Source organism: Nonomuraea sp. NPDC050451, assembly GCF_044458585.1.
Map to the genome: position 1 here is coordinate 144517 of NZ_JBITHZ010000002.1, position 17789 is coordinate 162305.

Here is a 17789-nt window from a genome sequence, read left to right on the forward strand (position 1 = left end):
TGTTCGTGGGTGCCATCCCCGTTGCCGCCATAACTTCCTCGCTTTGCCGTCCCTTGACCTAGTTTGACGGACGGAGTGCGATAGAAGTTTGCGATCAGGGCCACAAATGCACCGGAAGTCCCGACAGTGACAGCTCGCGATAACGCCGTACGAGCCGTTCCCTGTCGCCTTGAAAGCGTTCCAGAGCCTCCCGCTGCCAGGCCGCGCCCGTGCGGCGCAGCCGGGTGCGCTGCGCGATCACGCCCAGCGCGCGGTCGGCGTCCGAGGGCGTCACCCCCGCCGCGAGCAGCCCTTCCCGCGCCTCGGGCAGTAGGCGGAGCACCAGGTCGGCGGCCTCGAAGTCGGCATCGGAGCCGGGCCAGGAGAGCTTGGCGTCCAGCCCGTGCATGGCGGCGCGGTAGAAGTTCTGGTACGCCTCCCCGAACCGGTAGCCGGTCAGGTCCCGCTCCGCCTGCGACAACGTGAGCCCGAGCAGGAACGCGGTGTTGGCCGCCATGTCCGCGCACGAGGGCCCCGCCGGCAGCGCCCGCATCTCGATCCGCAGGTGGCCGCCGTCGGCCGGGTCGTAGACGGGCCGGTTCCACTGCCAGATCGTGCCCTGGTGCAGCCGCAGCTCCGGCACCTCGTACGGCTCCGCGTCGTCGGTCAGATCGGGCACCACGGGGTCGTAGTCCCGCACGTACCGCTCGAACAGCTCGTACGCCCCCTCGCGCACCCAGTCGGAGCCGAACGTGACCCGCCCGTCCCTGCGCTCGCGCCGCTGCACGTCCCGGTCGTCGGCGGCCTCCTCCATCAGCGCGATGCGCGTCTCCTCCCACAGCCGCCTGCCGAGGAAGAACGGCGAGTTCCCGCAGGCGGCCAGCACCGGGCCGATGGCGAGCTGGGCGGCGTTGAACAGCCGGGCGAAGCGCTCGGGCGGCGTGCGGATGTGCACCTGCCAGGAGGTGTTGGCGCTCTCGAGGATCACGTCCTCCACCGACAGCTCCAGATCGTCGATCTTGACCAGGAACGGCTCCAGCCGCAGCCGCCTGATGCCCCTGCTCATGGCCCGGTAGCGGTTCTGGTCGCTCATCGCGCCAACCGTGAAGTCCTCGGCGTCGAGCGTGGGCAGGATGCCGATGGGCAGCGCACCCCCGTCCTCCACCGCCCCGTCCACCTTGACGATCGTCTCCTGGACCTCCCCGCTCAGCCGCTCGAAGGGCTCGCCGGCCAGCGGCGTGGGGGTCAGGTTCACCTCGATGTTGTAGCGGCCCAGCTCCAGCACCACGCGGGGGTCGCCGAGGGCTTCGAGCACCTGGCTGTTGTGGGGCAACGGCCGGCCCCGCTCGTCGATCAGGAACAGCTCCAGCTCCGCCCCGACCGTGGCCGGACCCTGGCCGAAGCCGGGGGTCGCGAGCAGCTCGCGCAGCACGCCGAGCTGCTCCCGGATCCGCTCCCCGAAAGCGGCGTACTCCGCCTCCGTGAACCGCTCCTTATCTAGATCTCGTCCCATCACCCCCTTCTGTCCGATTCACCAGGCTTGACACCTCACCAGTGGATAGATCCCGCGTCCTCCAGATACGCCCCGGTTGGGCCGTCGGCGTCGAGGGTCGCGAGCCGTACGGCGATGGCCGCGCCCTGCTCGGCGGTACGGAACCCGCTGTGCCCGTTGAGGTCGGTGGCGCAGTAGCCGGGGTTGGCCGCGTTCACCTTGATCGGGGTGTCCATCAGCTCCTTGGCGTAGGAGACGGTCACCATGTTGAGCGCGGTCTTGGAGGAGTTGTAGGCCATGATGTTGACGTCCCAGAAGGGGCTCTCCCGGTCCATCGCCATGGTCAGCGAGCCCAGCTCGCTCGTCATGTTCACGATCCGGCCGGCCTCCGACTCCCGCAGCAGCGGCAGCATCGCGTTGGTGACCGTCACCACGCCGAACACGTTCGTCTCGTAGACCTCCCTCAGCACCCCGGCGGGAGTGGCGCTGGGGCGCGGGTCCATGAAGGAGCCGGTGATCCCGGCGTTGTTGACCAGGATGTCCAGCCGGCCGTACTCCTGCTCGACCCACTTCGCGGCGGCGGCCGCGCTCGCCTCGTCGGTCACGTCGAGCCGCACGTACGGCTGGCCCAGCCGCTCCGCGGCGGCCCGCCCGCGCTCCTCGTCGCGCGCCCCCACGATCGTGGTGACACCCTGCTCGGCCAGCAGTCGAGCGATCTCGTAGCCGATGCCCTTGTTGGCGCCCGTGATGAGGGCAATCTTCGTCATGCCGTCCACGTTCGCGCAGGTCACAGCGGGTTCGGGAGAGGTCTGGCGAGGCTGGTATCAGCGGTACCACCCACGCACGACCGGACATCACTAAAGATGGAGGCATGAACCGCGACGAACTCGCCGATTTCCTGCGCAGCAGGCGCTCCCGTGTCACCCCCGCCGAGGTCGGGCTGCCGGGCGGCGAGCGACGCCGCACGCCGGGCCTGCGCAGGCAGGAGGTCGCGCAACTCGCCGGCATGTCGATCGACTACTACATCCGGCTGGAGCAGGGCCGGGGCCCGCACCCGTCCAGGCAGGTGCTCAACGCGCTGGCCAGGGCGCTCATGCTGGGCCGGGACGAGCGCGCCCACCTGCTCCACCTGGCCGGGCACGCGGTGGAGACGCCCCGGATCAGGGAGGACCTGCCCGAGAGCCTGCTGCACCTGATCGCGTTCATGGAGGAGGTGCCCGCGTACGTGCTGGACGCCAGGTACGACATCCGCGCCTGGAACCCCCTGGCCAACGTGCTCATGGGCGGCCTCGACACCGTGTCCCCGGACGACCGCAACGTCATCCGCTGGGTCTTCATGTCCCCCGACATCGCCGAGTACCTCAGCGACGAGGAGAAGGGCCGCTTCGCCCGCGCCTCCGTCGCCGACCTGCGCGCCGCCGCGGGCCGCTACCCCGACGACCGCAAGATCCAGGCGCTGGTCGCCGAGATGCACGCGCTCAGCCCGCACTTCGCCGAGCTGTGGGCCAGGTACGAGGTCGAGATCCGCAGGGAGCAGCGCAAACAGGTCACGCATCCGCTGGTCGGCACCATCGACGCGATCTGCCAGGTCATGCCCGTGCCCGACCGCGACGATCTCCGCCTCGTCCTCTACACCACCGAACCGGGTTCGCCCTCCCACCAGGCCTTGCGCGACCTGCGGCAACTGACCCTAAGCTCATGAGATGCGAGCGGTTGCGTTTGACATCTTCGGTGGTGAGCTCGACGTGCGCGAGCTGCCCGACCCGTCCCCTGCCCCGCACGGAGCGGTGATCAGGGTCGAGGCGACGGGGCTGTGCCGGTCCGACTGGCACGGCTGGCAGGGGCACGACCCCGACATCAAGGTCCTGCCCCACGTGCCCGGCCACGAGCTGGCGGGCGTCGTCGAGGCGGTCGGCTCCGACGTGCGCGGCTGGCTGCCGGGGGCGCGCGTGACGGTGCCGTTCATCTGCGCCTGCGGCTCGTGCCCGTCCTGCGCCACCGGCGACCAGCAGGTGTGCGAGCGGCAGACGCAGCCCGGCTTCACCCACTGGGGCTCGTTCGCCGAGTACGTGGCCATCGACCACGCGGACGTCAACCTGATCGCGATCCCCGAGGACATGGCCTACGTCACGGCGGCCGGGCTCGGCTGCCGCTTCGCCACCGCCTTCCGCGCCGTGGCGCAGGTCGGCGAGGTGCGGCCGGGCGAGTGGGTCGCGGTGCACGGGTGCGGCGGCGTGGGCCTGTCTGCCGTGATGATCGCGACGGCGGCCGGGGCCCGCGTGGTGGCCGTGGACATCAGCACCGACGCCCTGCACCTGGCCGAGCGCGCGGGCGCCACGCACTTCGTCAACGGTTCGGCCGGCGACGCGGCGGCTCAGGTCAGGGAGCTGACCAGGGGCGGCGCCCACGTGTCGATCGACGCGCTGGGCAGCCCGCAGACCTGCGCCGCCTCCATCGAGAGCCTGCGGCGCAAGGGTCGCCACGTGCAGGTGGGGCTGCTGCCGGGAGGGCCGACGCCGGTGCCGATGGCCCGCGTGATCGGCCATGAGCTGCGGCTGCTGGGCAGCCACGGCATGGCCGCGCACGCGTACCCGCCGATGCTGGAGATGATCAGGGCCGGGATCCTGCATCCCGACCAGCTCGTCACCCGCACGATCGGGCTGGCCGACGCCGGCAAGGCGCTGGCCTCGATCGGCTCGGTGCCGGGCGTCACGATGATCACTCCTCGAGTTCCACTCTGAGCGTCCTGAGCACGAGCGCCAGCATCGTGTAGTGGGCCACGAGCACGACCAGCTCGATCCTGGCCGGCTCGTCGTAGCGGTCGCAGAGCGCCGACCAGGTGGCGTCGGTCAGGTCGCCGGCGTAGTGGAGGTCGTCGGCGACCTGCAGCACGAGCTGGTCCTCCACCGGCCAGAGGGCGTCCGGGTGGCTCACCGACGCGATCTCCTGGTCCGTGAGCCCGGCCTCGCTGCCCAGGCGCGCGTGGTGGGCCCACTCGTAGGCGCTGCCGGTGTGGTAGGCGGTGCGCAGGATGGCCAGCTCCCGGTCGCGGGCGGGCAGCGTGCCGTCGAGCAGCGCGCCGCCGAATCCCAGCCACTTCTTGTAGAGCGCGGGGTGGCGGGCCAGCGTGGTGAACACGTTCTGCGGGTTGGCCTTCGTGAAATCGTCCCATTCTTCGGGCGGGAGGGGGCGAACGCGTGGTTCCATGTCGGTGTCCATTCCCCAAAAGCGCATGTTTGGTCTGACGGTTATTTGGCAGGACTTTTCACACTCGGGTCAATAAGTCAGGATTAGGGCACTCCCAGACGTTGCAAGCCGGCCGACCGCAAGGACGCATGGTGATTCGAACGTTGCTCGCTGAGGACATGAACCTGGTACGCGGGGCGCTCGTGGCGCTGCTGGCTTATGAGGAGGACATCGAGGTCGTGGCCGAGGTCTCCAGGGGAGATCGCATCCTGGCCGCGGCCAGGGCCTCCCGCCCGGACGTCGCCGTGCTCGACATCGCGTTACCCGGCAAGGACGGGCTCACCGCCGCCGGCGAGCTGCACGCGAAGCTGCCCGAGTGCGGGGTGCTCATCCTGACCGGCGTGGGCACGCCGGGCCTGCTCAAGCGGGCGCTCGACGTGCACGTACGGGGCTTCATGGCCAAGGACGCCCCGCCGGACCGGCTGGCGGACGGGATCCGGCGAGTGGCCGGGGGAGAGCGGGTCATCGACTCGGAGCTGGCCATCGCGGCCATGCGACCACCCGAGGCGCCGCTGACGCCGCGCGAGCTGGACGTGATCGGGGCCGCGGCGGACGGGGCGTCGATCGGGGAGATCGCGGCGTCGCTCTTCCTGTCGGAGGGCACGGTGCGCAACTACCTGTCCAAGACGACGGCCAAGCTGGGCGCCCGCAGCAGGATCGACGCCATCCGCATCGCCAGGGAGTCAGGCTGGATCTAGGCCCGTGTGCGCGGCCAGGAAGGCGAGGGCGTCCGCCGCCAGGGCGACCGACCTGCTGGCCGCCCGCGCGCCGTGGCCCACGTCCGGCTCGTGCCGGAGCAGGATCGGCCGGTCCCCGCCCGCGGCCCACTGCAGGGCGGCGCACATCTTGCGCGCGTGCATCGGATCGACCCGCGTGTCGCCCGCCGAGACCGTGAACAGCGTCGCCGGGTAGTCCGTCCCCTTCCTGACGTGGTGGTAGGGCGAGTAGGCGAGCAGCCAGCGGAGCTGTTCGGGGTCGTCGGGGTCGCCGTACTCACCGGTCCAGGAGGGGCCGAGGCCGCCGAGGTGGTAGCGGGCCATGTCAAGCAGGCCCGCCGAGCACACCGCCGCCGCGAACAGGCCGGGCCGCTGGGTGAGGGCCGCCCCGACGAGGAGGCCGCCGTTCGACTCGCCCCAGATGCCGAGCTGCTCCGGTGTCGTCCAGCCGTCGGCGATGAGCTTGCCGGCGGCGGCCGCGAAGTCGTCGAAGACGTTCTGTTTGCGTTCCAGCATGCCGTCCCGGTGCCACTCCTCGCCCTCCTCGCCGCCGCCTCTGAGGTTGGCGACGGCCAGCACGCCGCCCGCCTCGACCCAGGCCAGGGAGTCGGCGGCGTAGCCGGGGCGCAGGGGGATGCCGAAGCCGCCGTACCCGGTGAGGATCGTGGGGCGCGGGCCGCCCGCCGACGGGCCCGCCACCACGACCATGCGGACGCGGGTGCCGTCGGCCGAGGCGTACTCGATGTGGTGGCTGCGCACGGCGGGCCGGCTCACGCGGCCCGGCGGGGCGGACCAGAGGGTGGTCTCGCCGGTGCGGACGTCGTGGCGCCAGACCTCGGGGGGCGTGACGGCGTCGGTGTAGGCGAACCACGCCTCGGAGCCACCGCCGGGGCGGGAGGTCAGCGAGGCGATCGTGCCGCTGCCGGGCAGCGGCACGGAGCCCAGCCGCTCCCCCGTGCGGGCGTGGTGGACGGCGATCTCCCCCACGGCGTGGCGGGTCCTGGCGACGAGCAGCCGGTCGCCGTCGAGCACGGTGAACGCGCCCAGCACCGCCTCCGGGTCCTCGGGGATCAGCTCCCGCCACGCGCCGGGCTCCGCCGGATCGGCCACGCAGAGCCGGCGCCGGGGCGCGTCCCGGTCGGTGACCAGGTAGAGGCGGCCGTCGCAGGCCACCGCGGCCGCCAGGGCGTCCGGTACGGGGCGGGGCTCGCCCTGGCCGCCCGGCTCGGCGAGCCAGAGCGAGCCGCCCGCCGAGATCGTCAGCCAGCGGCCGTCGGCGCTGATCTGCACGCCGTACCGGACCGGCCCGCGTGTGAAAACGGGGACGTCCGCCGCGTCGCCGATCCTGTGCAGGTAGACGCCCTCGTGGAAGCGCACGTAGTAGAAGGCCGCGCCGCCCGGCAGCCAGGCGACCGCGGAGTAGCGGCAGCCGCCGATGGGCCCGTCCACGACGGCCCCGGTCTCGACGTCCCTGACGTACAGGTCCGCCTTCTCGTCGCCCCTGCGCGAGATCTGGTACGCCAGGAGGCGCCCTTCCAGGTCGGGCTGCCAGTCGTCCAGCGTCGTGAGCCCCGTGGGGTCGAGGTCCATGGGGTCGAGGACGACGCGGTCGCCGCAGTGGAGGACCGGGTGTTCCTGGGAGGTGGTCTGGCGCAGGTGGAAGCTCCGCTCGCCGCGCCAGACCGGCGGGGTGACCAGGCCCGTCTCCCTGAGCTCGGTGAGCCGGGCCAGGAACCGCTCGCGCTGGGGCAGCCGGGCGGCGCTGTCGCGCCACAGCCGGTCCTGCTCGGCCAGCCAGGTCTTGGTGCCGGGGTCGCCGGGGTCTTCGAGCCGGCGGTACGGGTCGTCGATCTCGCTCGGGCTGCCGGGGAGGCGCTCGGCGCGCGGGTACTTGTCCAGAAATTTCATGACACGGGCTCCGGGTGCCAGTGGCCGGCCAGGTCGGCGTAGAGCGGAGAGGTCCTGATCAGTTCGTCGTGGGTGCCGATGCTCACCCGGGTTCCGTCCATGAGGAGGATGCGGCGGGCGCGCAGCGCGGAGGTGAGGCGGTGCGCGACGACAACGAGCGTGCCGCCGCGCCGCGCGAACGCGTTCTCCGCACGGGCCTCGGCGGCGGGGTCGAGGTGGCAGGTGGCCTCGTCGAGGATGACCAGGGGGGCGGGGGCGAGATAGGCGCGGGCGAGCGCGACGAGCTGGCGCTGCCCGGCCGACAGCGCCGCCGGGTCCAGCCGGGCCCCGTAGCCGCCCAGCTCGTCCACCAGCTCCCGGGCGCCGACGGCCGCGACGGCCTCGTCCAGCCTCCCGACGAGGTCGGGGCACGTCCCCTGGGCGCCCGCCGCACCCAGGGGCGTGCCGTCCTGTGTGCCGAGGGCGATGAGATTCTCTATGAGGGTGCCGCGGAAGACGTACGCCTCCTGGGGGATCAGCACGCGGGCGGCGGGGTCGAGCCGGTCGGCGGGGACGCCGCCGACCAGCGCCTCGCCCGTGCCGGGCCGGAGCATGCCGCTGACCAGGGCCGCGAGCGTGGACTTGCCGGCGCCGCTGGGCCCCACGACCGCGAGGTGGTCACCCTCGGGGATGGAGAGGTCCAGGCGGTCGACGACGGGGGCGGAGTGCGGGCCGTACGCGAAGGTGACGGCGGAGAGCCGCACGTCGCAGCCGCTGGGTCGGATCCTGGGCCGGGGCGGCGCGGCGGGCGGGGCGGAGGAGACGATGCGGCCGAGCGTGGCGGCCAGCCGGATGCCGCTGACCCCGAGGCCCTGCACGAGGCCGCCGAGCGCGGGGGCCAGGGACTGCGTGACGTACGCGAGCGTGCCGGCGATCACGCCGGGGCCGAGGCCGCCGTCCAGCAGCCGTGGGGTGCCGGCCAGCACGAGGACGACCGGCAGCCAGCCGCCCACGGCCAGGGCCGCGGTGCGGGCGGCGGTCACCCCGGCGAGCGCGCGGGCGGCGGCGGCCTGCGCGCCGACCTGGCGTTCCAGCCGCTCGGCCACGGGTTGGCGCAGGCCGCACGCCTCGATGTCGCGCAGCCCGCCCGCGGTGGCCGTCATCTCGTCGGCCAGCCGTTCGTCGGCCAGCAGGAACGCCCGCTGCCTGCGTGCGAGGGCCGGCAACGAGGCCAGGAACAGCCCGAGCCCGGCGGCGAAGGGCGGCAGCACGAGGGCGAGCGCCTGCGGGGCCAGCGTCGCCAGCCCCAGCACCACGCCGGCCACCGTGAACACGAACCCCCTCACGGTGGTGACGACGGACGCGAAGGCGTCCCTGGCCAGCTCGACCTGGAGCGTCGCCCTGGCCACCGCGGCGCTGTCGCGGCTGGTGCCCCGGTTCAGGGTCCCCTCGACGACGTGCGTCAGGAGGTCGTCCCTGAACGGCTCCGCCACCCCCGCGACGGCCAGCACCACCTGCCGCGCGGCCACCGCCCCGACCAGCCACGCGACGCCGAGCGCGGCCAGCCACGCCAGCCCGGTCGCGGGTTCGGCCCTGGCGAACCCGTCCTCGATGGCGCGGGCGACCGCGTGCCCGATGAGGAACGCGGGCGCCGCCTCGAGCACGGACCAGAACCCGATCCAGGCCAGCCGCCGCGGCTCCCGCCCCAACGCCCGCCAGAACACACCCCGCGCAGGCCCGCCGCGCCCCCTGGTCCGCCCTGCCCCCACCGGCCCGCCACTCCCCGAAGCCGGCGCCGCCTGCCGCCGTCGGGCGGGCACCTTCATGGCGTCGCCCCCTGGAAGACGGCCCGGTAGGCCGGGTCCCGCCACAGCACGTCGTGCGGCCCCCGGGCGCGCACCCTCCCGCCCTCCAGCCAGACGACCTGGTCGGCGCGGGCGGCCGTGGCGAGCCGGTGGGCCGCGATCAGCCGGGTACGGCCCCGCCGATCGATGGTGAGCGCCCGGCCGACCTCGCGCTCCGTCACGGTGTCGAGGCTGGAGGTGGCGTCGTCGAGCACCAGCAGCCGCTCCCCCTGCGCGAACGCCCTGGCCAGGCCGATCCGCTGCCGCTCGCCACCGGACATCGGGGCCTCGCGGAGGGGCGTGCCGTAGCCGAGCGGCAGCCGCCGGACGAACGCGTCCGCGCACGCCGCCTTCGCCGCCTCGACGGCGGAGGGACCGGCGGCCGTCGTAATGGCCTCCGCCACGGTCTCGCCCACCAGGACCGGGCGCTCGAAGGCGTACCCGATGGCTTTGCGCAGTTCCTCGCGCGACAGCTCCCGCAGCGGGACCCCGTCGAGCAGGACGGCACCGCGCTCCGGGTCGGTCAGGCGGCCCGCCAGGGCGGCCAGCAGGGACTTGCCCGCGCCGGAGCGTCCGACCACGGCGGTCACCGAGCCCCCGGGCAGCGTGAGGTCGCCGACGGTCAGGCCGTCCACCGCCACGTCGCGGAACTCGACCGTGCCCGGGCCGGGCGGGAGCGTCCGCGTGCCGTGCGTGACGGGGACGAGTTCGAAGACCTCGGCCACCCGTCCGGCGGCCGCCCGTGCCCGGGCCAGCCCGCCGACGTAGCCCAGGGCGGTGCTCAGGGACGCCCCGAGCACGGCGTAGCGGGCGGCGGCGTACAGCTCCCCGACCGAGAGCCGGCCGGAGGCGAGCATGAACCCCCCGGCGATCAGCACCGCGACCTCGAGCAGCGGCACCACGAGCCCCGACTGGACCGCGGCCCCGGCGTTGGCCCGCCACAGTGACATGCCGTGGGCCCGCAGCCGGGGCAGCGGCTCCAGCACGCGCCGCGCTTCCTGGGCGGCGGTCCCCGCCGCGGCGATCGTGCGCGCCCCCTCCATGGCGTCCACGAGCCGGGCGGCGATCTCCCCCTGCACCTCCTGGTATCCGCCCGAGATGACCGTCGTCGCGCGGAGGAAGGCGCGCAGCACGAGCAGGATGACGACGATGCCCACCCCGAGGGTCAGCGTCAGGACGGGCGCGATGAGCGTGAGCGCGACGAGGGCGCCTGCCGTGGGGACGAGCAGCGCGAGCGCGCCGGTGACCGTCTCGGGGGCCCGGCCCGCCTCCTCGGCGTTCAGCCCGGCCCGGGTGACCAGTTCGCCTTCAGGGAAACGCCGGGTGGCCGCCGGTCCGGCGCCGAGCACGTGGCGCAGGACCCCCAGCCGCAGCCTGGCAGCGGCGAACGCGCCGCAGGCGCCGCGGGCCCAGACGCCGAGGCTCTCGCAGAGCACGACGGCGGCGACTGCGCAAGCGGAGAGCGTCAGCCAGAAGGTGCCGTCCGGGCCGCGCAGGACGAAGGTGTCCACGGTGCGCCCGACGAGGTACGGGACCGCCAGCTCACCGGCCGCGCCCACGAGCGCCGTGACGGCCAGGACGGCGGGCCAGGGGCCGCTGCGCCGTACCGTGCCGATCACCAGCCGGTCTCCCGCTCGCACGCGATGGCTCCCTTCGGCTCGGTATCGGCGATCCCCGCGCCGTGTGGAACGGCGCGGGGATCGATATCGCGATCAGTGGCAAAGCGCAACGCTGAGGTTGCTGGGCTTGCCTGAGTGACACGACAGAACCGTCAGCGTGCTGCCACCACTGGCGACGTCGCTGGCCGCGGGCGCCTCGAGACCCTGCAGGTCGAGAAGAACCATTCGTTACACCTCCTTCCGGGACTTGTCGGGGGCGGGCCGCCCGGGAGCGGCCGCCAGGAACGGCAGGTGGCCCGGCTGGTCGCCCAGAGCCGTGCCCAGGGCGAAGAGCACGCCCGCCGTCCCGGTCGCGAAATCCATGGAGAGGCGCAGCAGCTGGTCGCCGGGGAACGCCAGTCCCCCGCCGTACGGCAGCGCGTGCCATCTCAAGCCCTTGACGTGCTCCCGCGGGTCGCCCGCGCGGGCCGCGAGCATGCCCGCGCGGCCGGTGAACAGCCCCGACTGGACGAAGAAGCCGGCGTGCCCGGCCAGCCGCAGCTCGGCCAGCGCCGTCGCGAGCTCCTCGTCGTGGTGGTGCGCGAGGTAGCGCTCCAGCACGAGGGCGATGCCTGCCGACCCCTCGTCCAGGTACGGCAGCAGCCGCCAGCCCTGGTTCACCTGGAGCGAGCCGTCCACGGAGTGCCGGCAGCGCCGCAGGTCCTGCCGGAGCGCGGTCGCCGCCAGGTCGAGCAGGGCGCGGTCGCCGGTGTGCTCGTACGCGTGCAGGAACAGCAGCGCGGGCCCCGACGAGCCGTACATGAGCCCGGCCCTCGGGTGGGAGCCGCCGCTGAGCTCGGGGACGGGTTCGGCGAGCCGCTCGGCGCAGATGTCCACGGCGCGCAGGGCGAGGTCGGCGCGGCCGAAGCGGAGGAGGTTCAGCCCGATGCCGGACAGGCCGGAGAACAGCGCCGACTCCATCCGCTCCCATTTCTCACGCAGGCAGACGTCGACCAGCTCGTGCGCGGGCTCGTGGTGTCCGAGGAGGTCGAGGACGTACGCGATGCCGTGCAGCCCTTCGTACAGGCCGAGCCCGGAGCCCTGGACGGGGCGCAGCGCGCGGTCGCGTAACCAGCGCTCGTACTCGGGGAACGGCCCGAGGCCGGCACGGTGGAGCGCGAAGAGCACGCCGGCCGCGCCGTAGGCCAGGTTGAGCCCGCCGCCCGGCTGGAACTGGGCCACGTCGCCGGGGAAGAGCCGGTCGTCGCGCGCGGGCGTGGCGCTGGCCACGATGGCCCGGCACATCGCGTCCCGCAGCTCGGGCCAGGTCTCCGGCATGGTCACGGGGTCGCCGTCCCCGCCGATGGCCGCGACGGCGGCGTCCACCGTCGCCGGCGGCACGGGGAACGTCTGCTTGACGATCTCCCCCAGCTGGGCGGCCTTCGCCCGGTGCAGCGGCAGCATGATCGTGCACTGCGGCGCGAACAGGCCGAGCCGCAGGCAGGCCAGCGCGTACCGGTCCACGTCCACGCCCTGGCGGTCGGGGGGTGCGATGAACGCGGGGTGGGCCAGCGCGGCGCGGCCCCCATTCTCGACGAGGGTGGCGACCTCGTAGTCGATCAGCGCCACCCTGCCCTCTTCGGTCAGCAGGATGTTGTCCGGATGCAGGTCGCCGAAGACGACGCCGCGCTCGTGCAGCGACTCGACGGCCCGCTCCACGTTCTCCAGCGTCTCGACCGCCCACGCCGTGTAGTCGGCGAGGTCCGGCTCGGTGCGGTCGGCGCGGGTCAGCGGGTAGCGCTGCACCAGCCGCCGCTGCAGGGGCGTCCCGTCCACGAACTCCTGCACGAGGAATTCGTGCTCGCCCAGGCTGAAGTAGTCGAGCAGCGCGGGCGCGGCGGGCAGGCCGGCAAGGCGCCGGAGGATGTCGCGTTCGTGCCGGAGCCGGGTGACGGCGTCGCGTCCGGCCGCGTCCAGCCCGGCGTGCGGCCTGGCCTCCTTGAGAACGACCCGCTCCTCCGTACGCGTGTCCCGCGCGAGGTAGACGCCGCCGCCGTTGGAGAAGTGCAGCACGCTCTCGACCCGGTACGGCAGCCCGGTCGTCGTCACGGCGTTGCGCGCGGCCAGATGCGGCTCCAGGAACCCGGGCAGCGTCGTCCACGGCGGCACCGAGAACGTCGCGCCGCGCACGTCGGGCACCAGCCGCCCGTCGCCGTCCTCGACGGCCAGCACGCGCTCGCCGGAACCGGACAGGCAGTGCCGCTCGGCGAACCCGCCATACCTGACGAACAGCGGGCCGGCGCCGTAGCGCAGGTCGCTGAGGATGTACGGGCCTTGGACGTCGCGCAGCAGCTCGTCGAGCTCCTTCAGGACGAGCTCCAGCTGGTCCTCGTCCCTCGGGTAGACGGTGATCAGCTTGCCGCTGGACGCCCGGGAGGCGGCCTTGGAGTTGACCATGACGAGTACGGGGGTGCCGCGCAGGAACTTGAACGCGATCCCGCGCGGGACGCAGTAGTCCCACACGGCGGCGATGGCCTGCTCGGCGTCCTCCACGCGGGCGGACACGTGGATCTTCCAGCCTTGGGCGGGCAGGGGCGGCTCGTTGTCGGGGGCGAAATAGCACCACGTGTCGGTCAGGGCGGTCGACCAACCGTTGGGCAGGGGTTCACGCAAAATGGGAAAGTCGGCGTCTTCGGCCGTGCCGTGTTCGAGCGAGTCGTAGAAACGCGGATCCACCAGGCAGTACAGCTCGTACTTGTCCATCTGGCGCCGACCTCCAAGGCGATGTCCTTTAGAGATTGCCGCCGGGAACCTGTTTCGGTCTAGTTACACGTAACAACACCCAAATGTGGTTATTGAAAGTGCGTTTGTGAGTTTTTCACAATTGGCTATTTTTTTCGTGGGACGTACGCGCTGAAGGTGAACTGCCCGGTCCGGGAGGACGTGGCCTCGAGCCAGCCGCCGAGGTCGGAGACACGTTCGGCCAGGTTCAGCAGGCCCTGTCCCGTGTCTCCCGGGCGGCGCGGCGGGCGCACCCCGTCGTTCCTGATGGTCAGGCGGACGAGTTTGTCGCGTTCGAGGAGCTGGATCGAGCACTGGCGGGCCTCGGCGTGCCTGAGGACGTTCGTCACGCCTTCGCGCAGGGCGTGCGTGAGCGCCTCCTCCACATCGCCCGGGAGGTCGCGGCAGGACATCTTGATCTGGCAGCGGACCCGTACCGACTCCAGGAGCGAGCGCGCGGAGCCCAGCTCCGCCGCCAGGGAGGAGCTGCGCAGGCCGTGGGCGACGGCCCGGACGTCGGCGGACAGGCTGCGCAGCAGCTCCACCGTCTCGTACGCCTCGTCCTGCGCCCGCTTGTCGCCCTCGGTCACGAGCCGCTCCAGGAGCTGCGACTTCAGCACCAGGACGGTGAGCCGGTGGCCGACCAGGTCGTGCAGGTCACGGGTGAAGCGGCGGCGCTCCAGGGCGACGGCCTCGCGCATGACGTCGGTACGCGCCTTCGTCAGCCGCGCGACCCGCTTGCCCAGCGTCACCAGCGCGTACTCGACGACGCCGAGCAGCGGGGCGGCGAGCGCCCAGGCGGGCTCGATCATCGCCCGCTCCGGCGCGGCCAGCATCACCGGGCCGCAGGCCAGCGCCAGCGCCACCAGCACGATCGAGCGGATCCGGCCCGCCATTTCCAGCAGCGCGCCCGACAGCAGGGCGCACACCGGGGTCCACGCCGCGCCGAACACCGTCAGCGGCAGGTACGTCAGCCACGCCTGCACGGCCACGATCCACCACGCGCCCGCCCGCCGTACGGGGGTCTCCATGATGAACTTGACGTGCAGCGTCAGCAGGACGAACAGCGTCACCCCGCCGGCGATCCCCATCCCCGACCGCACCAGCCCGATCTGGACCGGCACCGTCACGCCGACCATCCCCACCGCCAGCCCGAGGCCGCCCAGCCAGCCGGGGTCCTTCAGTTTGGAACGTGCCCACGACACGAGTGCACGATGTGTGCCTTCCACCTCACCCCCGGTATGCGGTTGGAGCGCCGGATCCGGCCGTGTCGCGAGAGCCCGCCCGCCCGTTGTCTCGCTTCTCCCTAATCGACCCGATAGGGCACGCCCCTGTAAAGGTCGTTGCCGCTTTTGGACACCCATGACTTCCCGTCGGGCCGCCGGTTAACCAGACCAATCCGTTCCCTCCTGCGGGGCGGCGAACCACCGCAAAGCCCACTCTATGGTGGGCATATGGAATACACCCGACTTGGTAACACCGGCTTGAAGGTCTCGAAGATCTGCCTGGGCATGATGAGCTACGGCGACCCCGCCAGGCAGGAGTGGGCTCTGGCGCGCGAGGAGGCCGAGCCGATCATCCGCAGGGCCGCCGACGCGGGCGTGACCTTCTTCGACACGGCGGACGTCTACAGCCAGGGCGCGAGCGAGACCGTGACGGGCGAGGCGCTGCGCTCGATCTTCCGCCGCCGCGAGGACTACGTGCTGGCCACCAAGGTCTATTTCCCGATGGGCAGGGGCGTCAACGACCAGGGCCTGTCGCGCAAGCACATCCACGCGGCCGTCGACGCCTCGCTCCAGCGGCTCGGCACCGACTACGTGGACCTGTACCAGATCCACCGGTGGGACGACGAGACGCCCGTCGAGGAGACCATGGAGGCGCTGAACGACGTGGTCAGGGCGGGCAAGGCCCGCTACATCGGCGCGTCGAGCATGTGGGCCTGGCAGTTCTCCAAGGCGCAGCACGTGGCCGAGAAGAACGGCTGGACGAAGTTCGTCTCGATGCAGAACCACTACAACCTCCTCTACCGGGAGGAGGAGCGGGAGATGCTGCCGCTCTGCGCCGACCAGGGCGTGGGCGTGATCCCGTGGAGCCCGCTGGCGCGCGGCGTGCTGGCCAGGGCCGGCTCCTCCACGACGACCGCGCGGACCGGGTCGGACGAGCGCATCGACTTCCTGTACGACCCGGAGAACGACAAGACGATCCTCGACCGGGTGGCGCACGTGGCCGCGGAGCGCGACCTGCCGGCCGCCCAGGTGGCGCTGGCCTGGCTGCTCCACCAGCCGGCCGTGACCGCGCCGATCGTGGGGGCCACGAAGGACCGGCACGTGGACGACGCGGTGGCGGCCGTGTCGGTGTCGCTCTCGGAGTCGGAGCTGGCCTTCCTCGGCGAGCCGTACCGGCCCCGTGAGGTGCGTTTCTGACGGTCCTGGATTGTCGGGGCCGACCTTTAGGGTTGTGCCATGCGGGCAAATGAGGAGGCGGCGTCGGCGCTGCAGGAGTACGCGGAGCTGTTCGCGCTCTGCGGCGGCGACGCCTTCCGGGTGCGGAGCTACCAGAAGGCGGCCAAGGCCATCGCGGGGTTCCCCGAGGACATCTCGGTGGTCGACGTGCGCAGCGTCCCCGGGGTCGGCGAGGCGATCGCCAAGAAGATGGAGGAGTTCCTGCAGCGCGGGAGCTTCCGGCAGCTCGACGACCTGCGCGGCCGGGTGCCCGAGGGCGTGCGCGCGCTGACCCGGGTGCCGACGCTGGGGCCCAAGACGGCGATCATGCTGTTCGAGGACTACGGCATCGACTCCACGGTGGCCCTGCGCGAGGCGATCACCTCCGGCCGCCTCGACGGCGTCAAGGGCCTCGGCGCCAAGACGCTGGCAAACCTGCTCAAGGGCATCGAGCAGCTCGAGCAGTCGGGCCGCCGCGTCCACGTCGGGGTCGCCATGTCGCTGGCCGAGCAGGTGATGGCCTCGCTGGAGGCCGAGCGCATCGCGTACGCGGGCTCGCTGCGGCGGATGAAGGACACCATCGGTGACATCGACATCCTCGCGGTCGCGCCCGAGTCCATCATGGCCGGCTTCCGCGCCCAGCCCTACGTCGCCGAGGTCATCGCGGCGGGCGACAAGAAGACCTCGATCCGCACGACGTCCGGCATCCAGGTCGACCTGCGGGTGGTGCCCGCCGAGTCGTGGGGCGCGGCGATGCAGTACTTCACGGGCTCCAAGGAGCACAACGTCGCCATCCGCGAGATGGCGGTGAAGAAGGGCTGGAAGCTGTCGGAGTACGGCCTGTTCGAGGGCGAGCGGGTGATCGCCGCCGCCTCGGAGGAGGACATCTACGCCGCGCTCGGCATGCAGTACGTGCCGCCGCCGATGCGCGAGGACGGCGGCGAGGTCAAGGCGGCCCTGCGGGGCGAGCTGCCGGAGCTGGTGGAGCTGCACGACCTGAAGGGCGACCTGCACACCCACACCGACCTGACCGACGGCATCGCCTCGCTGGAGGACATGGTGGCGGCCGGGCACGCCCGCGGCTACGCCTACTACGCGGTGACCGACCACGCCCCCGACCTGGCGATGCAGCGGATGACGCTGGACAAGGCGCTGGAGCAGCGGGGGCAGGTGGCCGAGCTCCAGCAGAAATATCCCGACATGCGGATCCTGCACGGCACGGAGCTCAACATCGCCCCCGACGGGTCGGTCGACTGGCCCGGGGAGGTGCTGGCCGCGTTCGACGTGTGCGTGGCCTCGGTGCACTCGCATTTCGGGATGTCGCGCGACGAGATGACCCGGCGTTTCATCGCCGCCTGCGAAAACCCGTACGTGGACATCATCGGGCACCCGACGACCCGCAAGATCGGCAAGCGTCCGCCCGTGGACGCCGACTGGGACGCGATCTTCCGGGTGGCCGCCCGCACCGGGACCGCCATGGAGATCGACTCCTTCCCCGACCGGTCCGACCTGCCGTCCGACCTGGTGCGGCTGGCCAAGCACCATGGGGTGAAGTTCTCGATCGACAGCGACTCGCACGCGATCCCGCACCTGGCCAACCAGCGGTTCGGGGTGGGGCTCGCCCAGCGGGCCTGGCTGACCACGGACGACGTCATCAACACCTGGCCCTTGGACCGGCTCCTGGCATTCCTCGGCCGCTGACCACCACCCGCGCTGCCGTCCGGTCGGCTGGGCGCGGGCGGCTTTCCGGCGCGCCTGGCTTTCCGACGCGCCTGGCTTTCCGCGCGCCTGGCTTTCCGGCGCGC

Annotated in this window: 14 protein-coding genes; 5 read left to right on the top strand and 9 right to left on the bottom strand. The window is 72.5% G+C overall.

The window, feature by feature from the left end; genetic code table 11:
• Positions 1-94: 94 nt before the first annotated feature.
• Together ACIBI9_RS06750 and ACIBI9_RS06755 are read right to left on the bottom strand one after the other, a co-directional pair.
• Complete coding sequence (locus tag ACIBI9_RS06750; protein WP_397220965.1) at positions 95-1492, bottom strand: glutamate--cysteine ligase; 1398 nt, start codon at positions 1490-1492, stop codon at positions 95-97.
• A gap of 35 nt (positions 1493-1527) precedes the next feature.
• Positions 1528-2238, bottom strand: coding sequence for an SDR family oxidoreductase (locus ACIBI9_RS06755; protein WP_397220966.1), 711 nt, complete (start codon positions 2236-2238; stop codon positions 1528-1530).
• Between the two features lie 104 nt (positions 2239-2342).
• Here ACIBI9_RS06755 and ACIBI9_RS06760 point away from each other — a divergent pair, with 104 nt between their 5' ends.
• Positions 2343-3173, top strand: a complete 831-nt coding sequence (locus tag ACIBI9_RS06760; protein ID WP_397220967.1) for a helix-turn-helix transcriptional regulator — start codon at positions 2343-2345, stop codon at positions 3171-3173.
• A gap of 1 nt (position 3174) precedes the next feature.
• The gene (locus ACIBI9_RS06765) at positions 3175-4212 is read left to right on the top strand and encodes a zinc-dependent alcohol dehydrogenase family protein (RefSeq protein WP_397220968.1); all 1038 of its coding nucleotides are present in this window, start codon (positions 3175-3177) and stop codon (positions 4210-4212) included.
• Here ACIBI9_RS06765 and ACIBI9_RS06770 read toward each other — a convergent pair.
• Positions 4190-4678: a carboxymuconolactone decarboxylase family protein gene (locus tag ACIBI9_RS06770; RefSeq protein WP_394490969.1), complete on the bottom strand. Its 489-nt coding sequence runs from the start codon at positions 4676-4678 to the stop codon at positions 4190-4192. The two genes, ACIBI9_RS06765 and ACIBI9_RS06770, sit on opposite strands and share 23 nt — an antisense overlap.
• 131 nt (positions 4679-4809) lie before the next feature.
• On the opposite strand from ACIBI9_RS06770, the gene ACIBI9_RS06775 reads away from it, so the two are divergent.
• Complete coding sequence (locus tag ACIBI9_RS06775) at positions 4810-5415, top strand: DNA-binding response regulator (protein ID WP_397221813.1); 606 nt, start codon at positions 4810-4812, stop codon at positions 5413-5415.
• Here the strand turns inward: ACIBI9_RS06775 and ACIBI9_RS06780 are convergent.
• From ACIBI9_RS06780 to ACIBI9_RS06805, 6 genes are all read right to left on the bottom strand, one after another.
• Entirely contained in the window at positions 5401-7341 is a 1941-nt protein-coding gene (locus ACIBI9_RS06780) for a prolyl oligopeptidase family protein (RefSeq protein ID WP_397220969.1), read from the bottom strand. The two genes, ACIBI9_RS06775 and ACIBI9_RS06780, sit on opposite strands and share 15 nt — an antisense overlap.
• Positions 7338-9146 (bottom strand): ATP-binding cassette domain-containing protein, encoded by a 1809-nt coding sequence (locus ACIBI9_RS06785; protein WP_397220970.1) that lies wholly within the window; start codon positions 9144-9146, stop codon positions 7338-7340. Before ACIBI9_RS06785 ends, ACIBI9_RS06780 begins: the two co-directional genes overlap by 4 nt.
• Positions 9143-10804: an ABC transporter ATP-binding protein gene (locus tag ACIBI9_RS06790; RefSeq protein WP_397220971.1), complete on the bottom strand. Its 1662-nt coding sequence runs from the start codon at positions 10802-10804 to the stop codon at positions 9143-9145. The genes ACIBI9_RS06785 and ACIBI9_RS06790 overlap by 4 nt, the downstream gene beginning before the upstream one ends.
• 72 nt (positions 10805-10876) lie before the next feature.
• Positions 10877-11008 (bottom strand): SapB/AmfS family lanthipeptide, encoded by a 132-nt coding sequence (locus ACIBI9_RS06795; RefSeq protein ID WP_103955008.1) that lies wholly within the window; start codon positions 11006-11008, stop codon positions 10877-10879.
• A gap of 3 nt (positions 11009-11011) precedes the next feature.
• Positions 11012-13525: a class III lanthionine synthetase LanKC gene (gene lanKC, locus ACIBI9_RS06800; protein ID WP_397220972.1), complete on the bottom strand. Its 2514-nt coding sequence runs from the start codon at positions 13523-13525 to the stop codon at positions 11012-11014.
• 125 nt (positions 13526-13650) lie between these two features.
• Positions 13651-14748, bottom strand: a complete 1098-nt coding sequence (locus ACIBI9_RS06805; protein WP_397220973.1) for a sensor histidine kinase — start codon at positions 14746-14748, stop codon at positions 13651-13653.
• A gap of 249 nt (positions 14749-14997) precedes the next feature.
• Between ACIBI9_RS06805 and ACIBI9_RS06810 the strand changes: the two genes are divergently transcribed.
• Positions 14998-15966: an aldo/keto reductase gene (locus tag ACIBI9_RS06810; RefSeq protein ID WP_397220974.1), complete on the top strand. Its 969-nt coding sequence runs from the start codon at positions 14998-15000 to the stop codon at positions 15964-15966.
• A 39-nt stretch (positions 15967-16005) separates the two neighbouring features.
• Positions 16006-17685: a DNA polymerase/3'-5' exonuclease PolX gene (polX, locus tag ACIBI9_RS06815; RefSeq protein ID WP_397220975.1), complete on the top strand. Its 1680-nt coding sequence runs from the start codon at positions 16006-16008 to the stop codon at positions 17683-17685.
• The last annotated feature ends 104 nt before the right edge of the window (positions 17686-17789 follow it).

Excerpts from the sequence above, each read along its gene's own strand:
- ACIBI9_RS06750 (WP_397220965.1), bottom strand. The coding sequence starts at position 1,492 with ATGGGACGAGATCTAGATAAGGAGCGGTTCACGGAGGCGGAGTACGCC.
- ACIBI9_RS06755 (WP_397220966.1), bottom strand. The coding sequence starts at position 2,238 with ATGACGAAGATTGCCCTCATCACGGGCGCCAACAAGGGCATCGGCTAC.
- ACIBI9_RS06760 (WP_397220967.1), top strand. The coding sequence starts at position 2,343 with ATGAACCGCGACGAACTCGCCGATTTCCTGCGCAGCAGGCGCTCCCGT.
- ACIBI9_RS06765 (WP_397220968.1), top strand. The coding sequence starts at position 3,175 with ATGCGAGCGGTTGCGTTTGACATCTTCGGTGGTGAGCTCGACGTGCGC.
- ACIBI9_RS06770 (WP_394490969.1), bottom strand. The coding sequence starts at position 4,678 with ATGGAACCACGCGTTCGCCCCCTCCCGCCCGAAGAATGGGACGATTTC.
- ACIBI9_RS06780 (WP_397220969.1), bottom strand. The coding sequence starts at position 7,341 with ATGAAATTTCTGGACAAGTACCCGCGCGCCGAGCGCCTCCCCGGCAGC.
- ACIBI9_RS06785 (WP_397220970.1), bottom strand. The coding sequence starts at position 9,146 with ATGAAGGTGCCCGCCCGACGGCGGCAGGCGGCGCCGGCTTCGGGGAGT.
- ACIBI9_RS06795 (WP_103955008.1), bottom strand. The coding sequence starts at position 11,008 with ATGGTTCTTCTCGACCTGCAGGGTCTCGAGGCGCCCGCGGCCAGCGAC.
- lanKC (WP_397220972.1), bottom strand. The coding sequence starts at position 13,525 with ATGGACAAGTACGAGCTGTACTGCCTGGTGGATCCGCGTTTCTACGAC.
- ACIBI9_RS06810 (WP_397220974.1), top strand. The coding sequence starts at position 14,998 with ATGGAATACACCCGACTTGGTAACACCGGCTTGAAGGTCTCGAAGATC.
- polX (WP_397220975.1), top strand. The coding sequence starts at position 16,006 with ATGCGGGCAAATGAGGAGGCGGCGTCGGCGCTGCAGGAGTACGCGGAG.